The sequence below is a fragment of the Pseudomonas sp. R9.37 genome, from assembly GCF_963878885.1.
GTDB lineage: Bacteria > Pseudomonadota > Gammaproteobacteria > Pseudomonadales > Pseudomonadaceae > Aquipseudomonas.
The window spans coordinates 15,847-32,337 of record NZ_CAWNZA010000007.1; the positions used below are offsets into that span (position 1 = coordinate 15,847).

The 16,491-nt window shown below is 61.4% G+C and carries 17 protein-coding genes and 1 pseudogene; 5 read left to right on the forward strand and 13 right to left on the reverse strand.

What is annotated here, in order from left to right; translation table 11 throughout:
• Positions 1 to 73: 73 nt before the first annotated feature.
• The 8 genes from AACU78_RS05020 to AACU78_RS05055 all read right to left on the reverse strand — a co-directional run bounded on the left by AACU78_RS05020 (position 74) and on the right by AACU78_RS05055 (position 6,678).
• Positions 74 to 979: a sugar kinase gene (locus tag AACU78_RS05020; protein ID WP_106580122.1), complete on the reverse strand. Its 906-nt coding sequence runs from the start codon at positions 977 to 979 to the stop codon at positions 74 to 76.
• A gap of 128 nt (positions 980 to 1,107) precedes the next feature.
• Positions 1,108 to 2,316 (reverse strand): amino acid deaminase, encoded by a 1,209-nt coding sequence (locus AACU78_RS05025; protein ID WP_106580123.1) that lies wholly within the window; start codon positions 2,314 to 2,316, stop codon positions 1,108 to 1,110.
• 8 nt (positions 2,317 to 2,324) lie between these two features.
• A complete protein-coding gene (locus tag AACU78_RS05030; protein ID WP_106580124.1) occupies positions 2,325 to 3,089 on the reverse strand; it encodes an IclR family transcriptional regulator in 765 nt (254 codons plus the stop codon).
• A gap of 167 nt (positions 3,090 to 3,256) precedes the next feature.
• Positions 3,257 to 3,646, reverse strand: a complete 390-nt coding sequence (locus AACU78_RS05035) for a RidA family protein (protein WP_106580125.1) — start codon at positions 3,644 to 3,646, stop codon at positions 3,257 to 3,259.
• Positions 3,647 to 3,661: 15 nt separating this feature from the next.
• Positions 3,662 to 4,444 (reverse strand): amino acid ABC transporter ATP-binding protein, encoded by a 783-nt coding sequence (locus AACU78_RS05040; protein ID WP_106580126.1) that lies wholly within the window; start codon positions 4,442 to 4,444, stop codon positions 3,662 to 3,664.
• Complete coding sequence (locus AACU78_RS05045; protein ID WP_025857548.1) at positions 4,441 to 5,103, reverse strand: amino acid ABC transporter permease; 663 nt, start codon at positions 5,101 to 5,103, stop codon at positions 4,441 to 4,443. The genes AACU78_RS05040 and AACU78_RS05045 overlap by 4 nt, the downstream gene beginning before the upstream one ends.
• A gap of 11 nt (positions 5,104 to 5,114) precedes the next feature.
• Positions 5,115 to 5,777, reverse strand: a complete 663-nt coding sequence (locus tag AACU78_RS05050) for an amino acid ABC transporter permease (RefSeq protein WP_106580127.1) — start codon at positions 5,775 to 5,777, stop codon at positions 5,115 to 5,117.
• A gap of 52 nt (positions 5,778 to 5,829) precedes the next feature.
• On the reverse strand, positions 5,830 to 6,678 hold the full coding sequence (locus tag AACU78_RS05055; RefSeq protein ID WP_065929539.1) for a transporter substrate-binding domain-containing protein: 849 nt from the start codon (positions 6,676 to 6,678) through the stop codon (positions 5,830 to 5,832).
• A 673-nt stretch (positions 6,679 to 7,351) separates the two neighbouring features.
• Between AACU78_RS05055 and AACU78_RS05060 the strand changes: the two genes are divergently transcribed.
• Together AACU78_RS05060 and AACU78_RS05065 are read left to right on the forward strand one after the other, a co-directional pair.
• Positions 7,352 to 7,600 (forward strand): hypothetical protein, encoded by a 249-nt coding sequence (locus tag AACU78_RS05060; RefSeq protein WP_106580129.1) that lies wholly within the window; start codon positions 7,352 to 7,354, stop codon positions 7,598 to 7,600.
• A 96-nt stretch (positions 7,601 to 7,696) separates the two neighbouring features.
• A complete protein-coding gene (locus AACU78_RS05065) occupies positions 7,697 to 8,029 on the forward strand; it encodes a thioredoxin family protein (RefSeq protein ID WP_106580130.1) in 333 nt (110 codons plus the stop codon).
• Here the strand turns inward: AACU78_RS05065 and AACU78_RS05070 are convergent.
• The 3 genes and pseudogenes from AACU78_RS05070 to AACU78_RS05080 all read right to left on the reverse strand — a co-directional run bounded on the left by AACU78_RS05070 (position 8,010) and on the right by AACU78_RS05080 (position 11,141).
• Positions 8,010 to 9,575, reverse strand: a complete 1,566-nt coding sequence (locus AACU78_RS05070) for a TerC family protein (RefSeq protein ID WP_106580131.1) — start codon at positions 9,573 to 9,575, stop codon at positions 8,010 to 8,012. The genes AACU78_RS05065 and AACU78_RS05070 overlap by 20 nt on opposite strands.
• A 384-nt stretch (positions 9,576 to 9,959) precedes the next feature.
• A pseudogene (locus AACU78_RS05075) lies at positions 9,960 to 10,228 on the reverse strand (sugar-binding domain-containing protein); the annotation flags it as partial.
• A gap of 31 nt (positions 10,229 to 10,259) precedes the next feature.
• On the reverse strand, positions 10,260 to 11,141 hold the full coding sequence (locus AACU78_RS05080; protein WP_106580132.1) for a LysR family transcriptional regulator: 882 nt from the start codon (positions 11,139 to 11,141) through the stop codon (positions 10,260 to 10,262).
• 150 nt (positions 11,142 to 11,291) lie between these two features.
• Between AACU78_RS05080 and AACU78_RS05085 the strand changes: the two genes are divergently transcribed.
• A complete protein-coding gene (locus tag AACU78_RS05085; protein ID WP_106580133.1) occupies positions 11,292 to 12,809 on the forward strand; it encodes an MFS transporter in 1,518 nt (505 codons plus the stop codon).
• Between the two features lie 112 nt (positions 12,810 to 12,921).
• Here AACU78_RS05085 and sohB read toward each other — a convergent pair whose 3' ends face one another.
• A complete protein-coding gene (gene sohB / locus AACU78_RS05090; protein WP_106580134.1) occupies positions 12,922 to 13,947 on the reverse strand; it encodes a protease SohB in 1,026 nt (341 codons plus the stop codon).
• A gap of 193 nt (positions 13,948 to 14,140) precedes the next feature.
• Between sohB and AACU78_RS05095 the strand changes: the two genes are divergently transcribed.
• The gene (locus tag AACU78_RS05095; protein ID WP_106580135.1) at positions 14,141 to 14,851 is read left to right on the forward strand and encodes a histidine phosphatase family protein; all 711 of its coding nucleotides are present in this window, start codon (positions 14,141 to 14,143) and stop codon (positions 14,849 to 14,851) included.
• Between the two features lie 56 nt (positions 14,852 to 14,907).
• Positions 14,908 to 15,222, forward strand: coding sequence for an SCP2 sterol-binding domain-containing protein (locus tag AACU78_RS05100; RefSeq protein ID WP_016969749.1), 315 nt, complete (start codon positions 14,908 to 14,910; stop codon positions 15,220 to 15,222).
• 103 nt (positions 15,223 to 15,325) lie between these two features.
• On the opposite strand, the gene AACU78_RS05105 is transcribed toward AACU78_RS05100, so the two are convergent.
• On the reverse strand, positions 15,326 to 16,489 hold the full coding sequence (locus AACU78_RS05105; RefSeq protein WP_106580136.1) for an alpha/beta hydrolase: 1,164 nt from the start codon (positions 16,487 to 16,489) through the stop codon (positions 15,326 to 15,328).
• Between the last annotated feature and the right edge of the window lie 2 nt (positions 16,490 to 16,491).

Sequence of the window (16,491 nt, forward strand, 5' to 3'; positions counted from 1 at the left end):
GCCTGCTGAAGGAGTGCAGTCAACGGTGGGAGCCGGGCTTGCCCGCGAACCGCCGCAGGCGGCCATGTACCCGCTACTTCGGAATCAGTGCCCCCGGCACCTGGATGACTCGGCTCGCCAACCGATGCCCAGCCAACGCTGCCTCCTGCGGCGGCTCACCCTTCAGCCGACTGGCCAGATACGCCGCACTAAACGAATCCCCCGCCGCCGTCGTGTCCACCACCTTCTCGACCTTCAACGCCGGCACCGCAAAACGCTCGCCGTCACAACGGATCAAGCACGCATCCGCGCCGCGCTTGAGCACCACCTCTGCAATCGCCGGATACGCCGCAAACACCTGCTCGCTGTCGGCGTACCCAAACAACGCACGCTCGTCGTCCTCGGTCAGCAAGGCAATATCCACCTCGGCCAACACGGCGTGGTACGCCGCGCGCGCCGCCTCGACGCTGGCCCATAAACGCGGCCGGTAGTTGTTGTCGAAGACTACCCTGCCACCGCGCTTGCGCGTTTCGATCAAGGCTTGCAGTAACCGCGTACGCCCGATTTCTCCCAGCACTGCCAGGGTAATACCGCTGAAATACACCACGTCATAACCCGGCAAAGCCGCCAGGATCGGCTCGGCGGCCGGGGTGGTGAAGCAGTCGCGCACGGCGGCTTCGTTGCGCCAGTAGAGGAATTTGCGTTCACCGTTGGCGTCCGTCTGGATGCAGTACAACCCCGGTAATCGCCCGGGCAAGCGTTGGACCCTGCCCAGGCCCAGGCCCTCTTCGGCCCAGTGCTTGCACATGGCGTCGCTGAAACTGTCATCGCCCAGGGCGGTGACGTAGTCGACCGTGCCGATGTCGCCCAGCTCGCGGCGCAGGTACACCGCTGCGTTCAGGGTGTCGCCGCCAAAGCTTTGTTGGAGGCTGCCGTCGGCGCGGTGTTGGAGTTCGATCATGCATTCGCCGATCAGGGCGATGCGCGGTTGTGGGTTCATGCCTTGGTCTCTCGCTGTTCTGGAGGGCCTCTTCGCGGGCAAGCCCGCTCCCACATTCAACCGCATGCCTTCATTTGAAATGCAATCAACTGTGGGAGCGGGCTTGCCGGCGATAGGCGCGACGTGGTCTAGAAGCAGGTATGCAGCGACTCGATCACCTGCAACTGCTCATCCACCAGGCAGCCCACTTGCCACTTATCGAAGGTCAGACAAGGGTGCGAGGTGCCGAACGAGATGATGTCGCCGATGCGCAACTCAACCCCCGGTGCCACCGTCATGAACGCATGCTGGTCCATCACCGCCGTCACGATGCAGGCGGTGACGTCATCGCCTTCGGCCGGCACAATTCCAGCCCGGTAGCGCTTGAGCGGCACCGGCAAACCGGCGTCGTAGGCCACGTCGCGCTTGCCCAGGGCGATCACCGCAAAGCCTGGCTCGGGCATCGATTGCACGTGCGCCCAGACTTCCAGCGCCGGGCGCAGGCCTTCGTTGAGGTCGCTGCGACGGTCGAGCACGCAGCATTGCGCTTGCTTGTAGATACCGTGGTCGTGGGCCACGTAACTGCCCGGGCGCAACACGCTTAAGAAACGCCCCGCGGCGTTTTGGGTTTCGAAGGACTCGGCGATCAGGTCGTACCAGGCCGAACCCGAGGCGGTAATGATCGGTTTGGGCAGGTCGAAAGAGCCGTTGTTTTGCAGGTCGACCGCCAGGCGCACCAGGCTGGCGGCGAAGTCGCGGATGCCGCTGATGGCGTGCTCGCCATGGATCACGCCTTCGTAGCCTTCAATGCCGGTGAGGGCCAGCGCCCGTTGGGCCTTGATCGCCTTGGCCAGGTCGCGCACTTCCTGCTCGCTGCGGCAGCCGCAACGGCCACCGACCACGCCGTACTCGATCATCACGTTCAAGCGCAGGCCACGGGCGGCGAAAAACAGCCCCAGGTCGGCGACGTTGTCCGGGTGATCGACCATGCAATGGAAGTCGAAGTCTTTGTCGGCCAGCAGATCAGCAATCAACGCCATGTTCGGCGCGCCGACCAATTGGTTGGCCATCAATACGCGACGCACGCCCCCGGCATAGGCGGCGCGGGTCTGCACCGCATTGGCCAGGGTGATGCCCCAGGCGCCCGCCTCGATCTGGCGCTGAAACAACGCCGGCATCATGCTGGTTTTGCCATGGGGCGCCAGTTCTGCGCCGCTGTTGCTGACGAAGTCCTGCATCCAGCGAATGTTGTGTTCCAGGGCGTCACGGTGCAGCACCAGGGCCGGCAAGCTGACGTCGCGGACCAGGTGGGCGCCAACGGCGGCGGCGCCTTTTTCAACGGCGTTGAGGGCAGTCATAAAAACTCCTATTCGTTGATGCGTCGGGCCAGGTTGTTGGCGCTGTCGATCAACACCCGGCGATAGTCGTTGTAGTTTTTGATCGCGTCGGCCCGTGGGGCAACGATGCACAAGGTCGCAATGCTGATGCCCTGCGCGTCCCGCACCGGGGCGGCGAAGCAATGGGTGAAGGTGTCGGCCACGCTGTCGAAGGAGAAGAACCCATCGAGCGTAGCCTGGCGGATCTGCGCCAGAAACGTCTCCAGCGGCAGGCGTTGGCCGTCCGGCAGGATGAAATCGTCGTAGTCGATCAGGTCGATAATCTGCTGGTCGCTCAAGTGCCCCAGCAACAGGCGCCCGGAAGCAGTCCAGGGGATCGGTGCGTTTTCGCCGATGTCCGACGAGATGCGGAAATGCCGCTCGCCCTCGCGCATCAGCGCCACCGTGTATTTGCGCCCGTTGAGCAGGCACATCTGCGCGGTTTCGTGGGTCTGGCTGACGATTTCCTGCAGGGCGTGATCGGCCTCGCGGGTCAGGTCGAAGTGGCGCAGGTGCGCCTGGCCGAGGAAGTACAGTTGGCGGCCGAGGTAGACGTGGCCGTCCTTGCCCACGGTTTCGAGGATGCGCCGCTCAAGCAACGAGGCGACCAATTCGTAGACCGTGGATTTTGGGCTGCCGATGCCGCTGGCAATATCATTCGGGCGCAGGGGCTGGCCGATTTCCTTGAGAAAATCGAGGATATCGAATGCACGGTCCAGTCCTTTGGCGCGGCGTTTGATGGTGTCTTCGGTCATGGCAGTTCGGTCCGGTCGAAATTCTAGGGTCTGGCAGAGATCCCCTGTGGGAGGGGGCTTGCCCCCGATTGCAGTGTGTCAGTTGATACAGGTGTTGCTGATACACCGCTATCGGGGGCAAGCCCCCTCCCACATTTGATCTTCAGTGGATTTCAAGAGAGGGGCATTTAGCCTTTTTTCTTGTAGGCCACGCAATCAATCTCAACCTTGCAGTCGACCATCATGTTGGCCTGCACACAGGCGCGCGCCGGGGCGTGTTCGGGGGTGAAGTACTCGCCGAACACCTTGTTGAAACTCCAGAAATCGCGCGGGTCTTCCAGCCATACACCAACGCGCACCACGTCTTTCAACTCGTAACCGGCCTCTTCCAGAATGGCCACCACGTTGCGCAGGGTCTGGCGGGTTTGTTCGATGATGCCGCCGTTGATGATTTCACCGTCCACCGCCGGCACCTGGCCCGAGACGTAGAGCCAGCCGTCCGCTTCCACTGCACGTGCGAAAGGACGCGGTTGGCCACCGCCGGCGGTGCTGCCGGTGCCGTAACGAGTAATGCTCATAAAGTTGCTCCTGATTTAAAAACGAATGTTCTTCAAAAATTCCGCCAGGCGCGGCGATTGCGGGCGTTCGAAGATGTCCTTCGCGCTGCCCTGCTCTTCAATGCGGCCCTGGTTCATGAATACGATCTTGTCCGACACTTCGTAGGCAAAGCGCATTTCGTGGGTAACCAGCAACATGGTCATGCCCTCTTCCGCCAGGCCCTTGATCACGCTGAGCACCTCGCCCACCAACTCCGGGTCAAGGGCCGAGGTGACTTCGTCGAAGAGCATCAAGCTGGGGTTCATCGCAATCGCCCGGGCAATCGCCACGCGCTGTTGCTGACCGCCGGACAACTGGCCGGGGAAGTGATTGCGCCGCTCCAGCAGGCCGACACGGTCCAGCCATTTTTCGGCGAGGGCCACGGCTTCGTCCTTGCCCATCTTCTTGACCTTGAGCAGGCCGAGGGTGACGTTTTGCAACGCGGTGAGGTGCGGAAACAGGTTGAACTGCTGGAACGCCATGCCGGTCATCGCGCGGTGCTGGGCAATCACCCGCTCAGGGTGGCGCACACGCTTGCCGGCGATTTCGCTGTAGCCGATGGACTCGCCGTCCAGGGTGATCTGCCCGCCCTGGAATTCTTCCAGCAGGTTGACGCAGCGCAGCAGCGTGGTTTTGCCCGAGCCGCTGGAGCCGATCAACGTCACCACGTTGCCGCGCTGCATGGACAGGTCGACACCCTGGAGCACTTCGACCTGGCCGTACTGTTTACGCAGGCCGCGAATGTTCAAAAGCGGTTGGTTGGTTTGAGGTTGGTTCATGGCAAGGCCACCCGCTTTTCAATGTAGCGCCCGAATAACTCGATGGCGTAGTTGATGACAAAGAACAGAAACCCGGCGAACAGGTAGAACTCCAGGGTCATGAAGGTGCGCGCGATCACTTGCTGGGTGCTCAGCAGCAGTTCGGCCACGCCGATCACCGAGAGCAAGGTCGAGGCCTTGACGATTTCCGTGGAGGAATTGACCCAGGTCGGCAGGATCTGGCGCAGCGCTTGAGGCAACAGCACGTAGCCCAGGGATTGGTAGAACGTCAGGCCAATTGCCTTGCCCGCTTCCAGTTGCCCACGGGGAATGGCTTGCAGCGCACCGCGCACGATTTCCGACACGTGAGAGCCGCAGAACAGCGTCAGCCCGACGGCGCCGGCCTGGAACGCGGTGATCTGCCAACCGAGCGCCGGCAGCATGTAGAAACACGCCAGCACCAGCACAAACACCGGCGTGCCACGGATCAGGTCGACATACAGACGAAACGGCGCGCGCATCCAGAATTTGCCGTAGGTCAGGATCAACCCGGCGACGATGCCGATCAGCGTACCGAAAATAATCGCCAGCGCAGACACATACACGCTGGCCTGAAAGCCCGCCCACAGGGTGTCCCGGGCGATCCACAACTCATGCAACCAGCTGGGGGACTCGTACATGGAAACCCTCCTTAACGACGGATCGCCAGACGCTGTTCCAGGTAACGGAGCAGCATGGCAATGAGGTAACAGGCAGCCACGTAGAGCGCGGTCGTGACCATCCAGGTTTCAATCACCCGGTAGCTTTCGACGTTGATCTTGCGGGCGTAATAGGTCAGCTCCGGCACGGCAATCGCCGCGGCCAGCGAGGTGTCCTTGAACAGCGAAATGAAGTTGTTCGACAACGCCGGCAAGACGTTGCGCAGCATCACCGGCACGGTGATGTAGGCGCGGATACGCCACTCACCCAGGCCGATGGCCAAGCCGGCTTCGCGCAAACCCTTGGGAATATTCAGCAGCCCGGCGCGAAACACTTCGGTGAGGTAGGCACCGGCGTACAACGACAGCGTGATGATGAAGGACGGGATTTTGTCGAGACGAATCCCCAGTGACGGCAGTGCAAAGTAGATCAACAGGATCAGCACCAGAATCGGCGTATTGCGGATCACCGTCACGTACACCGAGGCGATGATGCGCAACGCGCGGTGTCTGGACAGCATGGCGAACGCCATCATCAGGCCGATCACGCAGCCAATCGCGATCGACAGCAGCGCCAGCTCAAGGCCCAGGCCGAGCCCCGCCAGCAAGCTGGGGAAATCACGCCACACGGCGGCAAAGTTCAACTGATAGTTCATGGTCGGCAGTACCTGATTGGGGCGCCGTCAGCGACGCCCCAGGGTTTACGATTTACTTGAACTCAACCGGGAAACCGATCGCTGGCTCTGGCAAATCCACGCCGAACCACTGCTTGAACGAGGCCTTGTAGGTCGGGAATTCCACGCCGGTCATCGCTTCATGCAGCGCGGTGTTGACGAAGTTCAGCCAGTCCTGGTCGCCACGCTTGACCGCGCACGCGTAGGTTTGCGGGCTCCAGGCGTAGGTCGGGCTGCGGTAGCGGCCTGGGTTTTGCACCATCAGGTACTTGACCGACGACTGGTCGGTGGCGGCAGCATCGGCGCGGCCGGAGTTCACGGCCTGGTACATCAGGTCGACGCTGTCGTACTGGTCAACCTTGGCCTTGGGCAGCGCCTGGTGCACCAGCTCTTCGGCGTAGACGTTTTGCAGCACGGCCACAGTGACGCCGTCGCCGGCGGCTTGCAGGTCTTCGATTTCCTTGTACTTGCTGTTGTTCGGCAACAGCAGGCCCACGCCTTCGCGGTAATACGGCAAGGTAAAGGCAACCTGCTGCGCACGGCTGGCGGTGACGGTAATGAACTGGCAACTCATGTCGACCTTGTCGGTCAGCAGGTTGGGAATACGTGCGTCGGAAGACTGCACCACAAACTCGACCTTGCTCGGGTCGTTGAACAAGCCTTTGGCGACAATGCGGCCGATGTCGATATCAAAACCCTGCAACTTGCCATCCGCTCCCTGGAAGTGCCACGGCGCATTGGTACTGCCTGTACCCACGATGAGATGCCCACGCTTGAGCACATCATCGAGCTTGCTGTCCGCCGCGTGCACAACGCTTGCGAGGGAAGCCGATGCGGCGAAGAGAAAAACACACGCTTTAAACACGGAAGGTCGGTGATGCATGACAAGCACTCCAGGAGTTGTGTATTCCGCTATACCGGAACTTAGTATGTAACAACGGAATAGACAGCAGAAAGTGTGCCACACGCAGTCGCAGAAAAACATGACGCGGGTAAAGTTGTTCTAAATCAATTGGATAGATATTGAGCTGGGGTAAGGCGCTATGCCAGCAGCCGGGAATGTGTTGCTACGCAAGGCCACACACGGCGGTGACAGTTGGATGCGGCGCACCACGGTAGCGTTACCGTGCACCGTGGCGGTGCTCGGGCGTGGGTGTTTTCTGTGGCAAGCGGGCTTGGTGTGGCAGGCGGGCGTGTGATGGCAGACGGGCTTCTCGTGGTGGCAAGCGGGCTTCTTGTGGCGAGCGGGCTTGCCCCGCGTTGGGCTGCGAAGCGGCCCCAAAACCTGGCGACGCGGTTTTTCAGGTATAGCGCGGCGGCTGGCTTGGGAGCGCTTCGCACTCCAACGCGGGGCAAGCCCGCTCGCCACAGGAAGCTTGCTCACTACAGCTAGCCTGTTTGCCACGACTGGCCCGTTTGTCACATGGCCCATCTGCCACAAGTCGCCCGTCTGCCATGCCAGGTCTGCTCGTCACCAGCGTTTCTTGGCGAGGCTCTGGTTGTTTTTTTGTGCTGGGCTAGGCTGGTGGGAGGTCTGTGTACGGGAGCGTGGCGTGATGAAGGTAAGCCTTATGGTGGTGTTGCTGGGCTGTCTGGCGGCCGGTACGGCTTCGGCCAGTAATGATCGCCGTGAATGCAAGGAAGAACTGCAGAAGCTCAAGGAAGCCTTCAGCACCGATTACACCAGCCAGAACCACCATGGCTATCGTCGGGCGAAGGCGTCCAGGGACAATGAGGAATACAAGAAATGCGCGAGCCAAGCGCGCAAGGCGCGTGAACGAACCGAGCGTGCCGACGATGCATGAGCCTGTCTACCTGTGAAGGTTGACAGTAGACGGTGGTGATCTCGCGATTTAGCGTACCCGGCAGGCCCCCTCGGCCAGGTGCACAAGGAGATCATCATGGGTGCTGCCAATGCGGTGATTGATACCCTCAGCGACTACCAGCAGGTTCTGAATCAGCACCCGCTGGTGATCGTGCTGTTTACTTCTCAGTCCTGCCAGGCGTGCCTGGGAGTTCACCCACGCTTTAATAGCATCGCCGAAAAATACGCCGGCCGAGTGAAGAGCATGATCCTGGACACCGCCCGGACGCCGAGAATCGAAGGCGTGGACGGCACCCCCACCCTGGTGGTCTACAAAAATGCCCTTGAGGTCGAAAACCTCAAGGGCATTGGCGCGCCGGATGAACAGGAAGCACTTCTGGATCAGGTGTTCAAAGACTACGCGCCGTAGGTATCAGCAGCACCTGCGTCACCCGCCGCTCCTCCACTGCCGCCACCGTCAGGTGCCAGCCTTCGTGCTCCAGGCTGTCGCCCACTCGCGGCAAGCGGTCCAGCAGACTCATCACCAAACCTGCGAGCGTCTGGTAATCGTCGGTGGCCACGGCCTTGAAGCCGGTGCGCTGGCGCACCTGGTTAAGGGTCAAGGCGCCATTGGCGCGAAAGCCTGCGCCCTCCTCGACGATATCCGGCCCTTCGATTTCGCTGGCATCCGGCAATTCACCAGCGATGGATTCAAGGATGTCGGTCATGCTCAGCACGCCGATGAAATCGCCGAATTCGTTGATCACAAACGCAATATGGGTGGATGCCTGGCGCATCTGCTCCAGGGCGTTGAGGATCGAAAAGCTCTCCAGCAGGTTGACCGCGCGGCGCGCCAGGTGCTCCAGGTTCGGCTCGTGGCCGGCCAGGTATTCCTTGAGCAACTCCTTCTTGTGCACAAAGCCCAATGGCTCATCGACAGCACCGTTGCGGATCAACGGCAGCCGGGAGTAGGACGAATGCATCAATTTACGGCGGATAGTGTCGGCATCGTCCGCCAGATCGATACAGTCGACCTTGGCCCGCGGCGTCATCAAGCTACGGATCGGGCGCTCGGCCAACTGCAACACGCCACTGATCATCACGCGCTCGCGTCGGTCAAACAGCGGGCCCTGGGTCGCATCCGGCTCGCCCATCAAGTCGGCAACGTCGTCATCCATGCCCTCCACGGCCAGACTGCGACCCCCCAGTAAACGCATCACCGCATGCGCAGTGCGCTGGCGCACCGGCAACGTGCCCTGTACCGACTTTTTGCGACGGGCGCGGGCAAGCTGGTTGAACAGCTCCACCACAATCGAGAAGCCCATCGCCGCGTACAAGTACCCCTTGGGCACGTGGAAACCCAAGCCTTCTGCAGTCAGCACCAGGCCGATCATCATCAGGAAACTCAGGCACAGCATGATCACCGTCGGGTGCGCGTTGACGAAACGCGTCAGCGGCTTGCTCGCGACAATCATCAGGCCGATGGACACGATCACTGCGATCATCATCACCGCCAGCTCATCGACCATGCCCACGGCGGTCACCACCGCGTCGAGGGAGAACACCGCGTCGAGCACCACAATCTGCGCGACGATCGGCCAGAACATCGCATAGGTGGCTTTGCCCGCCCGCTGGGCCACATGACCTTCGAGGCGCTCGTGCAATTCCAGGGTGGCCTTGAACAACAGGAACACACCGCCAAACAACATGATCAGGTCACGGCCGGAAAACCCCTTGCCGAAAACCTCGAACAGCGGCTGACTAAGGGTGACCATCCAGGAAATACTCGCCAGCAGGCCCAGGCGCATCAGTAACGCCAGGGACAACCCGATCAACCGCGCCCGGTCGCGCTGCTCCGGCGGCAGCTTGTCCGCCAGGATCGCGATAAACACCAGGTTGTCGATGCCCAGTACCAGTTCCAGCACAATCAAGGTCAACAGGCCGAGCCAGGCCGTTGGATCCGCTAACCATTCCATTTATAGAGCCTCGTTATAGATGTCTGAATGCCGGACACGGCAAAGCGCGGTCAGTGGACCGGGACAAGGGCAGCCATCGGAATACGGGGTGATTCAGCGGGAACAGCAACAGCGGATGTCTTGGGGAAAGACGACTGGGAGGCTCCGAGAGGGTGTTCATGCAAGTCCTGCAGTGGAAAAGGACTTGAATCGTACAATCGAAACCTAAATTTCCTACAACGCAAAACTATTACAAAATCTGTACACAAGCCAACACAAAACCCATGTGGGAGCCGGCTTGCCTGCGACACAGGCAACTCGATGCGTCAGTAAAACCGAGGTGGCGCTATCGCAGGCAAGCCAGCTCCCACACAAGCCCGCTCCCACAGGTTGCTCTGCGTCGTGTCAGCTTTTACGCGTCGCATCATCCAGCGCCAAAATCGTATGCGCATTCGTCACCGTGGTTGCAAGGGTATTAATCACCCCGAGCGCAACGCGCCAAGCGTCGCCGCCGCCTTGGTGTTCTCACTGGCAATCGCCACCACGTCCGGGATGCGAAACAGCGCCTGCACCGTCAGGCCGATCACCCGCCCCTGGATGGCGTTGACCGCCGGCTGTCCGTGTATGTCGATAAAGTCATAACCCATCATGTCGCCCACCGTACCGGACACACGGTTAGCCCGCACAGCCCCCAACCCGCCGCGATCAAGCCTGCAGCTTAGTCATCTGCTTGACCTGCTCGATATACCGCACCACCGCTGGTGCTTTCTCAAAGCGGCGATGAATCAGCGACAGCCACGACGAGGCCTCGCTGCCCTTGATGCTGCGGTAGACCACGCCCGGCAAACTCACATGCCCGACCATCGACGCCGGCACCACCGCCACGCCCTGCCCTAACGACACCAACGCCATCACCGCCACCAAGCCACCCGGCTGTGGCCCCAGGCGCGGGGCAAAACCGCCCTGTGCGGCGACGTGCAAGGTGCCGCTGATTTGTTCCGGCAGAATAAAGGTCTCGTTTTGCAGGTGCTCACAGCCAATGGCTTTGAGCCCCAGCAGCCAGGAATCCTGCGGCAGCGCCAACACAAAGCCTTCGCTGGCCAGGCGCACGGCGTCCACGCCATCGGGCAGGGTCATGGGCGAGCGGATATAGCCGATGTCATAGCGCCCGTCCGCCACCGCGCTCGGCAATGTCGCCATCGCACATTCGCGCACGTTCACGCTCACATCGGGAAATGCCTGGCTGAACGCGCGCATCTGGCGCTGCAACACGCCGGAATACACCGCTGAGGCCACGTAGCCCAACTCGATATGACCAATCTCGCCGCGCCCGGCGCGCTGGGCACTGCGCTGGGCGAATTCGAATTGGCGCACCGTGGCTTCGGCTTCAACCAGCAACGCCGCACCGGCTTCGGTGAGGCTGACTTCGCGCTGCTGGCGGACAAACAAGCGCGTGCCCAGGTTGGCTTCCATGTCCTGGATTTGCCGGCTCAAGGTCGGCGGGGCGATGCCTAACTGCTCGGCGGCGCGGCTGAAGTTGCGCTGACGGGCGACGGCGAGGAAGTAGCGGAAATGGCGGATGTCCATTGCAGGATTAGCTCAAAGGTAATGAAGTGCTTCAGACCAGCTAACAAGACCGGTCTTCGCTGGCGATAAGCTCACAGCACCTGAACACTAGAGAGCCTACGCGATGATCGTCAACTGCCATTTCCTTATTGCCTGCAGGGTAATTCAGCCATGAGCCGGGTCAGTCCGCGCTTGACGCTGCTCACGGCGTCCGGCGTTTGTGCGCTGATCGTGCTCGACACCAATATTGTCGCCGTGACCCTGCCGAGCATCGCGCGTGACCTGGGCGCCAATTTTGCTGACATCGAGTGGGTGGTCAGCGCCTATATGCTCGCGTTTGCCGCGTTGTTATTGCCGGCCGGCAGCCTCGCCGACCGCTTTGGGCGCAAGAAGACTCTGGTCTGGGGCTTGAGCATTTTCATCCTGGCCTCCCTGGGCTGTGGCGCCGCACCGAATGCGCTGTTTCTGGACATCGCCCGCGCCGTCAAAGGCGTCGGCGCGGCGTTACTGCTGACCTCCGCCCTGGCCTCCATCGGCCATACGTTTCACGATGAAGTGGAGCGCGCCAAAGCCTGGGCGTTCTGGGGCGCGTGCATGGGCGTGGCGATGACCGCCGCGCCGACCTTGGGGGGCTTGATCACTCAGTACCTGGGCTGGCGCTGGATTTTCTACCTCAACCTGCCCGTGGGCCTGGGGCTGATGGCGCTGGTGCTGCGTGCGATTGCAGAATCCCGCGATACCCAATCGGCGCGGCTTGATCCGTGGGGCAGCCTGGCCTTCAGTGCCAGCCTGTTGTGCCTGATCTGGGGATTGATCGAGGCCAATCGCATCGGCTGGGACAACCCGCTGACCTATGCGCGGCTTATTGGCGGCGCCGTGCTGCTGGGTGTGTTTGTGCTCGTCGAGCGCGTGCAGCGACGGCCCATGGTGGACCTGCAGCTGTTTCGCCACCCGCGCTTTATCGGCGCATTACTGGGGATGTTTGCCTATGCCGGCTGCGCCCAGGTGATGATGACGCTGTTGCCGTTCTACCTGCAAAACGGTTTGGGCTTCTGTGCGATTGCCGCGGGCCTGGGGATGCTGCCGTTTGCGCTGACCATGCTGATTTGCCCACGGATCGGCGCTCGCCTGGCCGGGCGCTTTGCACCGGCGACCATGATGGCGAGCGGTTTGACGTTGGTCGGTTGCGGCAACCTGCTGAGCGCCTGGGCGGTCAATGTGGGTGGCTACGTGCCCTTCGCCCTGGCAATTGCCGTGACCGGCGCCGGCGCGGGTCTGCTCAATGGCGATACGCAGAAAAACATCATGGCTTGCGTGCCTCGGGACCGTGCGGGCATGGCATCAGGCATGAGTACGACGATGCGCTTCAGCGCGATCATGTTGGCTATCGGCGTGTACGGGGCATTGCTGAGCAGCCACAGCGAGCAATTGCTGCGCGCAAGTATCGAGCCGCAGTGGCAGGCGCAGGCAGCGGCGATTGCCTCGCGCGTGGTAGCCGGTGATATGCAGGCAGCGATGGGTGTGTTGCCGCAGACGGCACGGGCGGTGGTGCAACCGCTGGCACGGCAAGCGTTTGTGGGTGGGTTCAGCGCGGTGTTGTGGGTGGCGGGAGTGTTGGGATTGCTGGGGGCGTTGGTGGTGGGAATGCTGATGCGAAAGCCGATTCCCGTTGTGCTAGCGCAGAACTGAATGTGGGAGCGGGCTTGCTCGCGAATGCGCTGTGTCAGTCAACACATCTGAACTGAACCACCGCATTCGCGAGCAAGCCCTCTCCCACAAGGGGTTGACCTGCAGTCTGGAATTACCAGAACCGCTGCTGGGTCAACCGGCTCCACCAGGTCAGCAGCACTCGGTCCACCGAACCGCTGGCCGCCAGGCCGACCCGCTCTTGCAGGCTTTTACGCTCGGCATAGTGCAGGTGGAACACCTCGGCGGTCTTGGCCTTGGTGGCCAGGTATTCGTCGCTGGTTTGCAGCTCGTCGACCAATTGCTTGTCGAGGGCGGCAACACCCAGCCACACTTCCCCGGTCGCGACATCATCGATTGCCAGCTGAGGGCGATAGCGCGACACGAAGTTCTTGAACAGCTGATGGGTGATGTCCAGGTCTTCCTGGAACTTCTCGCGGCCCTTCTCGGTGTTTTCGCCAAACACGGTGAGGGTGCGTTTGTATTCACCGGCCGTCAGCACCTCGAAATCGATGTCATGTTTTTTCAGCAGGCGGTTGACGTTGGGCAACTGCGCTACCACGCCAATAGAACCAAGGATGGCGAACGGTGCGCTGATGATCTTCTCGCCGATGCACGCCATCATGTAGCCGCCGCTGGCCGCGACCTTGTCGATGCACACGGTCAATGGCACGCCCGCCTGGCGGATACGCGCCAGCTGGGATGAGGCCAGGCCGTAGCTGTGGACCATTCCGCCGCCGCTTTCCAGGCGCAGCACCACTTCGTCTTTCGGCGTGGCCAGGCTCAGCAGTGCGGTGATTTCATGGCGCAGGCTCTCGGTGGCCGAGGCCTTGATGTCGCCGTCGAAATCCAGCACAAACACCCGTGGCTTGGCCTCGGATTTCTTCTTGCCTTTCTTTTTTTCGGTTTTGCTTTCGGCTTTGCGCAGGGCCTTGAGCTGGTCCTTGTCGAGCAGGCTCGACTCCAGGCGCTCACGCAGGCCCTTGTAGAAATCATTGAGCTTGCTGACCTGCAATTGGCCGGCGGACTTGCGACGACCTTTGCTGCGCAGCGCCGCGAAACTGATCAGTACCACCAGAATAGCGACCACCAGGGTGACGGTCTTCGCCAGAAAGCTCGCGTATTCGGCCAGAAAATCCATATGTCTCCTTAAAAATGCACTGCGCCAGGCGCGGATGGGCCCAGCATACCGACGGCACCGCGTTCGAGCCAGTGATCAAACCGCCAGCAAGCGGGCTCTAACGGGCTTTTAAAACAAGCGTATGTTTTTTCATTGACAGCTCTCCGGCATCCTCATAACCTCGCCAGACTTTCAACGTACCGGGAAAACGGACGTGGGCAGCATTTATCTGATTCGACATGGCCAGGCCTCTTTCGGTGCAGACGACTATGACGTCCTGTCGCCCGTCGGCGTGGAACAAGCGCAAGTGCTCGGACGCCATCTGGCAGACCTGGGCCTCACGTTCGATCGCTGCATAGCGGGCGACCTGCGCCGCCAGCAGCACACTGCCACGTCCGTACTCGATCAATATGCAGCCCGTGGCCTGCCGGTACCTTCGCTGGACATCGACAGCGCCTTCAACGAATTCGACGCCGACGCGATCATCCGCGCCCTGCTCCCCGACCTGCTGACCACCGAGCCCGAAGCCCTGGAGATCCTGCGCAATGCGGCGCACAACCGCAGCGAATTCCAGCGCATCTTCGCGTTGATCATCGAGCGTTGGCTGGCCGGCACCTATGACCCACCGGGGCTGGAAAGCTGGCTGGGGTTTGTCGAACGCGTACAAGGCGGCCTGCAACGGATTCTCGAAACCGCCCAGAACACTGACAAGATCGCCGTGTTCACCTCCGGCGGCACGATCACCGCCCTGCTTCACTTGATTACCCGCATGCCTGCCGCCCAGGCGTTCGAACTCAATTGGCAAATTGTTAACACCTCGCTCAACCAGCTGAAATTCCGTGGACGCGAGGTGGCGCTGGCTTCCTTCAACAGTCATACCCACTTGCAACTGTTGAAGGCGCCGCAGCTCATCACTTTCCGATGAACTGCGGCCAACCGTGACCCCAAGGTCACTGGACTCTACCCTTAAGGATCGAAACCATGACTGACGTAGCCAAAGCTGTAGAAGCAATGAAAGCCAAATTCAACCCAGCCGCTGCCGACGGCCTGGACCTGGTGTTCGGTTTCCGTATCGACGACACCCAGAACTTCTCGCTGGTGGTCAAGAACAACACCTGCGAACTGCTCGAAGGCGAAAACCCTGACGCCCAGGTCACGCTGGTCACCGACGGCGAAACCATGGAAGGCATCGTCAGCGGCGACACCGATGGCATGCAGGCCTTCATGAGCGGCAAACTGCGCACCGAAGGCGACATGATGCTGGCAATGAAGCTGAGCGAGCTGTTCCCGGCTTGATCACGCTGATTGTGTAGCGCGCTTTACCCCGACAAATCCCGCCACATGGCGGGATTTGTTGTTTGCGGGAGCGGCAAACAGCCGTGACCACCATCCCCACCACTCATCGCCCACAATTGCCCTTGATTGCCTCGCCCGCAAACGCCCGCCGAACAAACCCTGTCGAATCACCCAAAGACCCATTCACCGCCCCGGAGTGATCCAGCGCTGGATAGAAATGCCATTCCACCCGATCCCCTGCCTGACAGGCATCCCGGACCAAGGCTTGTTGGCCCGGCACAAACACATCTCGGTCTTTACCGCCGGTGCCGAGAAACACCGGAATATCGGTTTTCAACGTGGGATAAGCCGCTTCACGCCCCACCCGATCCAACGCTGCCTTGGGCGATCGCTTGAAGCTGTTATTGAAGGTCAACCCGTCAGCCACCACCCGCTGCTCGATGGCATGCAAGCACTCATCCTGGCTCGCCCTGAAGGCCGGCAGCGCCCGCTCAGCCAGGTAGTCGGCGGGCACGAACGAAGGGTCCAGCAACGCCACCGTACTGAGGCGCAACAGGTTATAGGCAAACGTCGGCACCACCGAACGGCGTGCGTTTTCAAGTTCTGGGCTGTGGCCCTGGGCGCGCGCAGAGGCATAAGGCGTACCGGTCGCCACCACCCCGACAACCTCCACATCCGGCGCGTAGTCCTTGGCCATTACCGCCGTGGCGAACGCCGCGCGGCCACCCTGGGATTGCCCGAACACCACTGCCCGCCTGGACACGTTGACAGGCGCAGCGCCGACCGCACGGATGCTGTCCAGCACGCCATACGCCAAGGGACGCGTCAGCCCATAAGGGTGCAACCCGGGCGTGCCCAGCCCCTGGTAATCAGTGGCAACAATCGCATAGCCCTGCTCGAGCCAGTCATTGAGATAGCGCGTATCCCGTGGACTGCGCTGATTCAGCGAAGGCGCGCAACGATCAGCACTGCCGACCGTGCCGTGAGCCCATGCCATCAGTGGCCAGCCACCCGCAGGCGCTGGGCCCTTGGGCACGAACAACGCACCGGAGACCGCGACAGGCGTGAGGTTGTCGAGCCCATCGGTGGAGGAATACAGGATCCGCAGGTTCAGCCCGGCCGACGCCAGGCTCTGCTGCGGCGTCAATGCTTCACTGCGCAGCAGTTTGCCGGGCATTGGCGGCACAGGGTCAGCCCAGGTGTAAAACGCGTCAGCGGCGCTGCTACTGCCGGCCGCCAGCACCCATAGCAACGCCCACGCGCGCATCG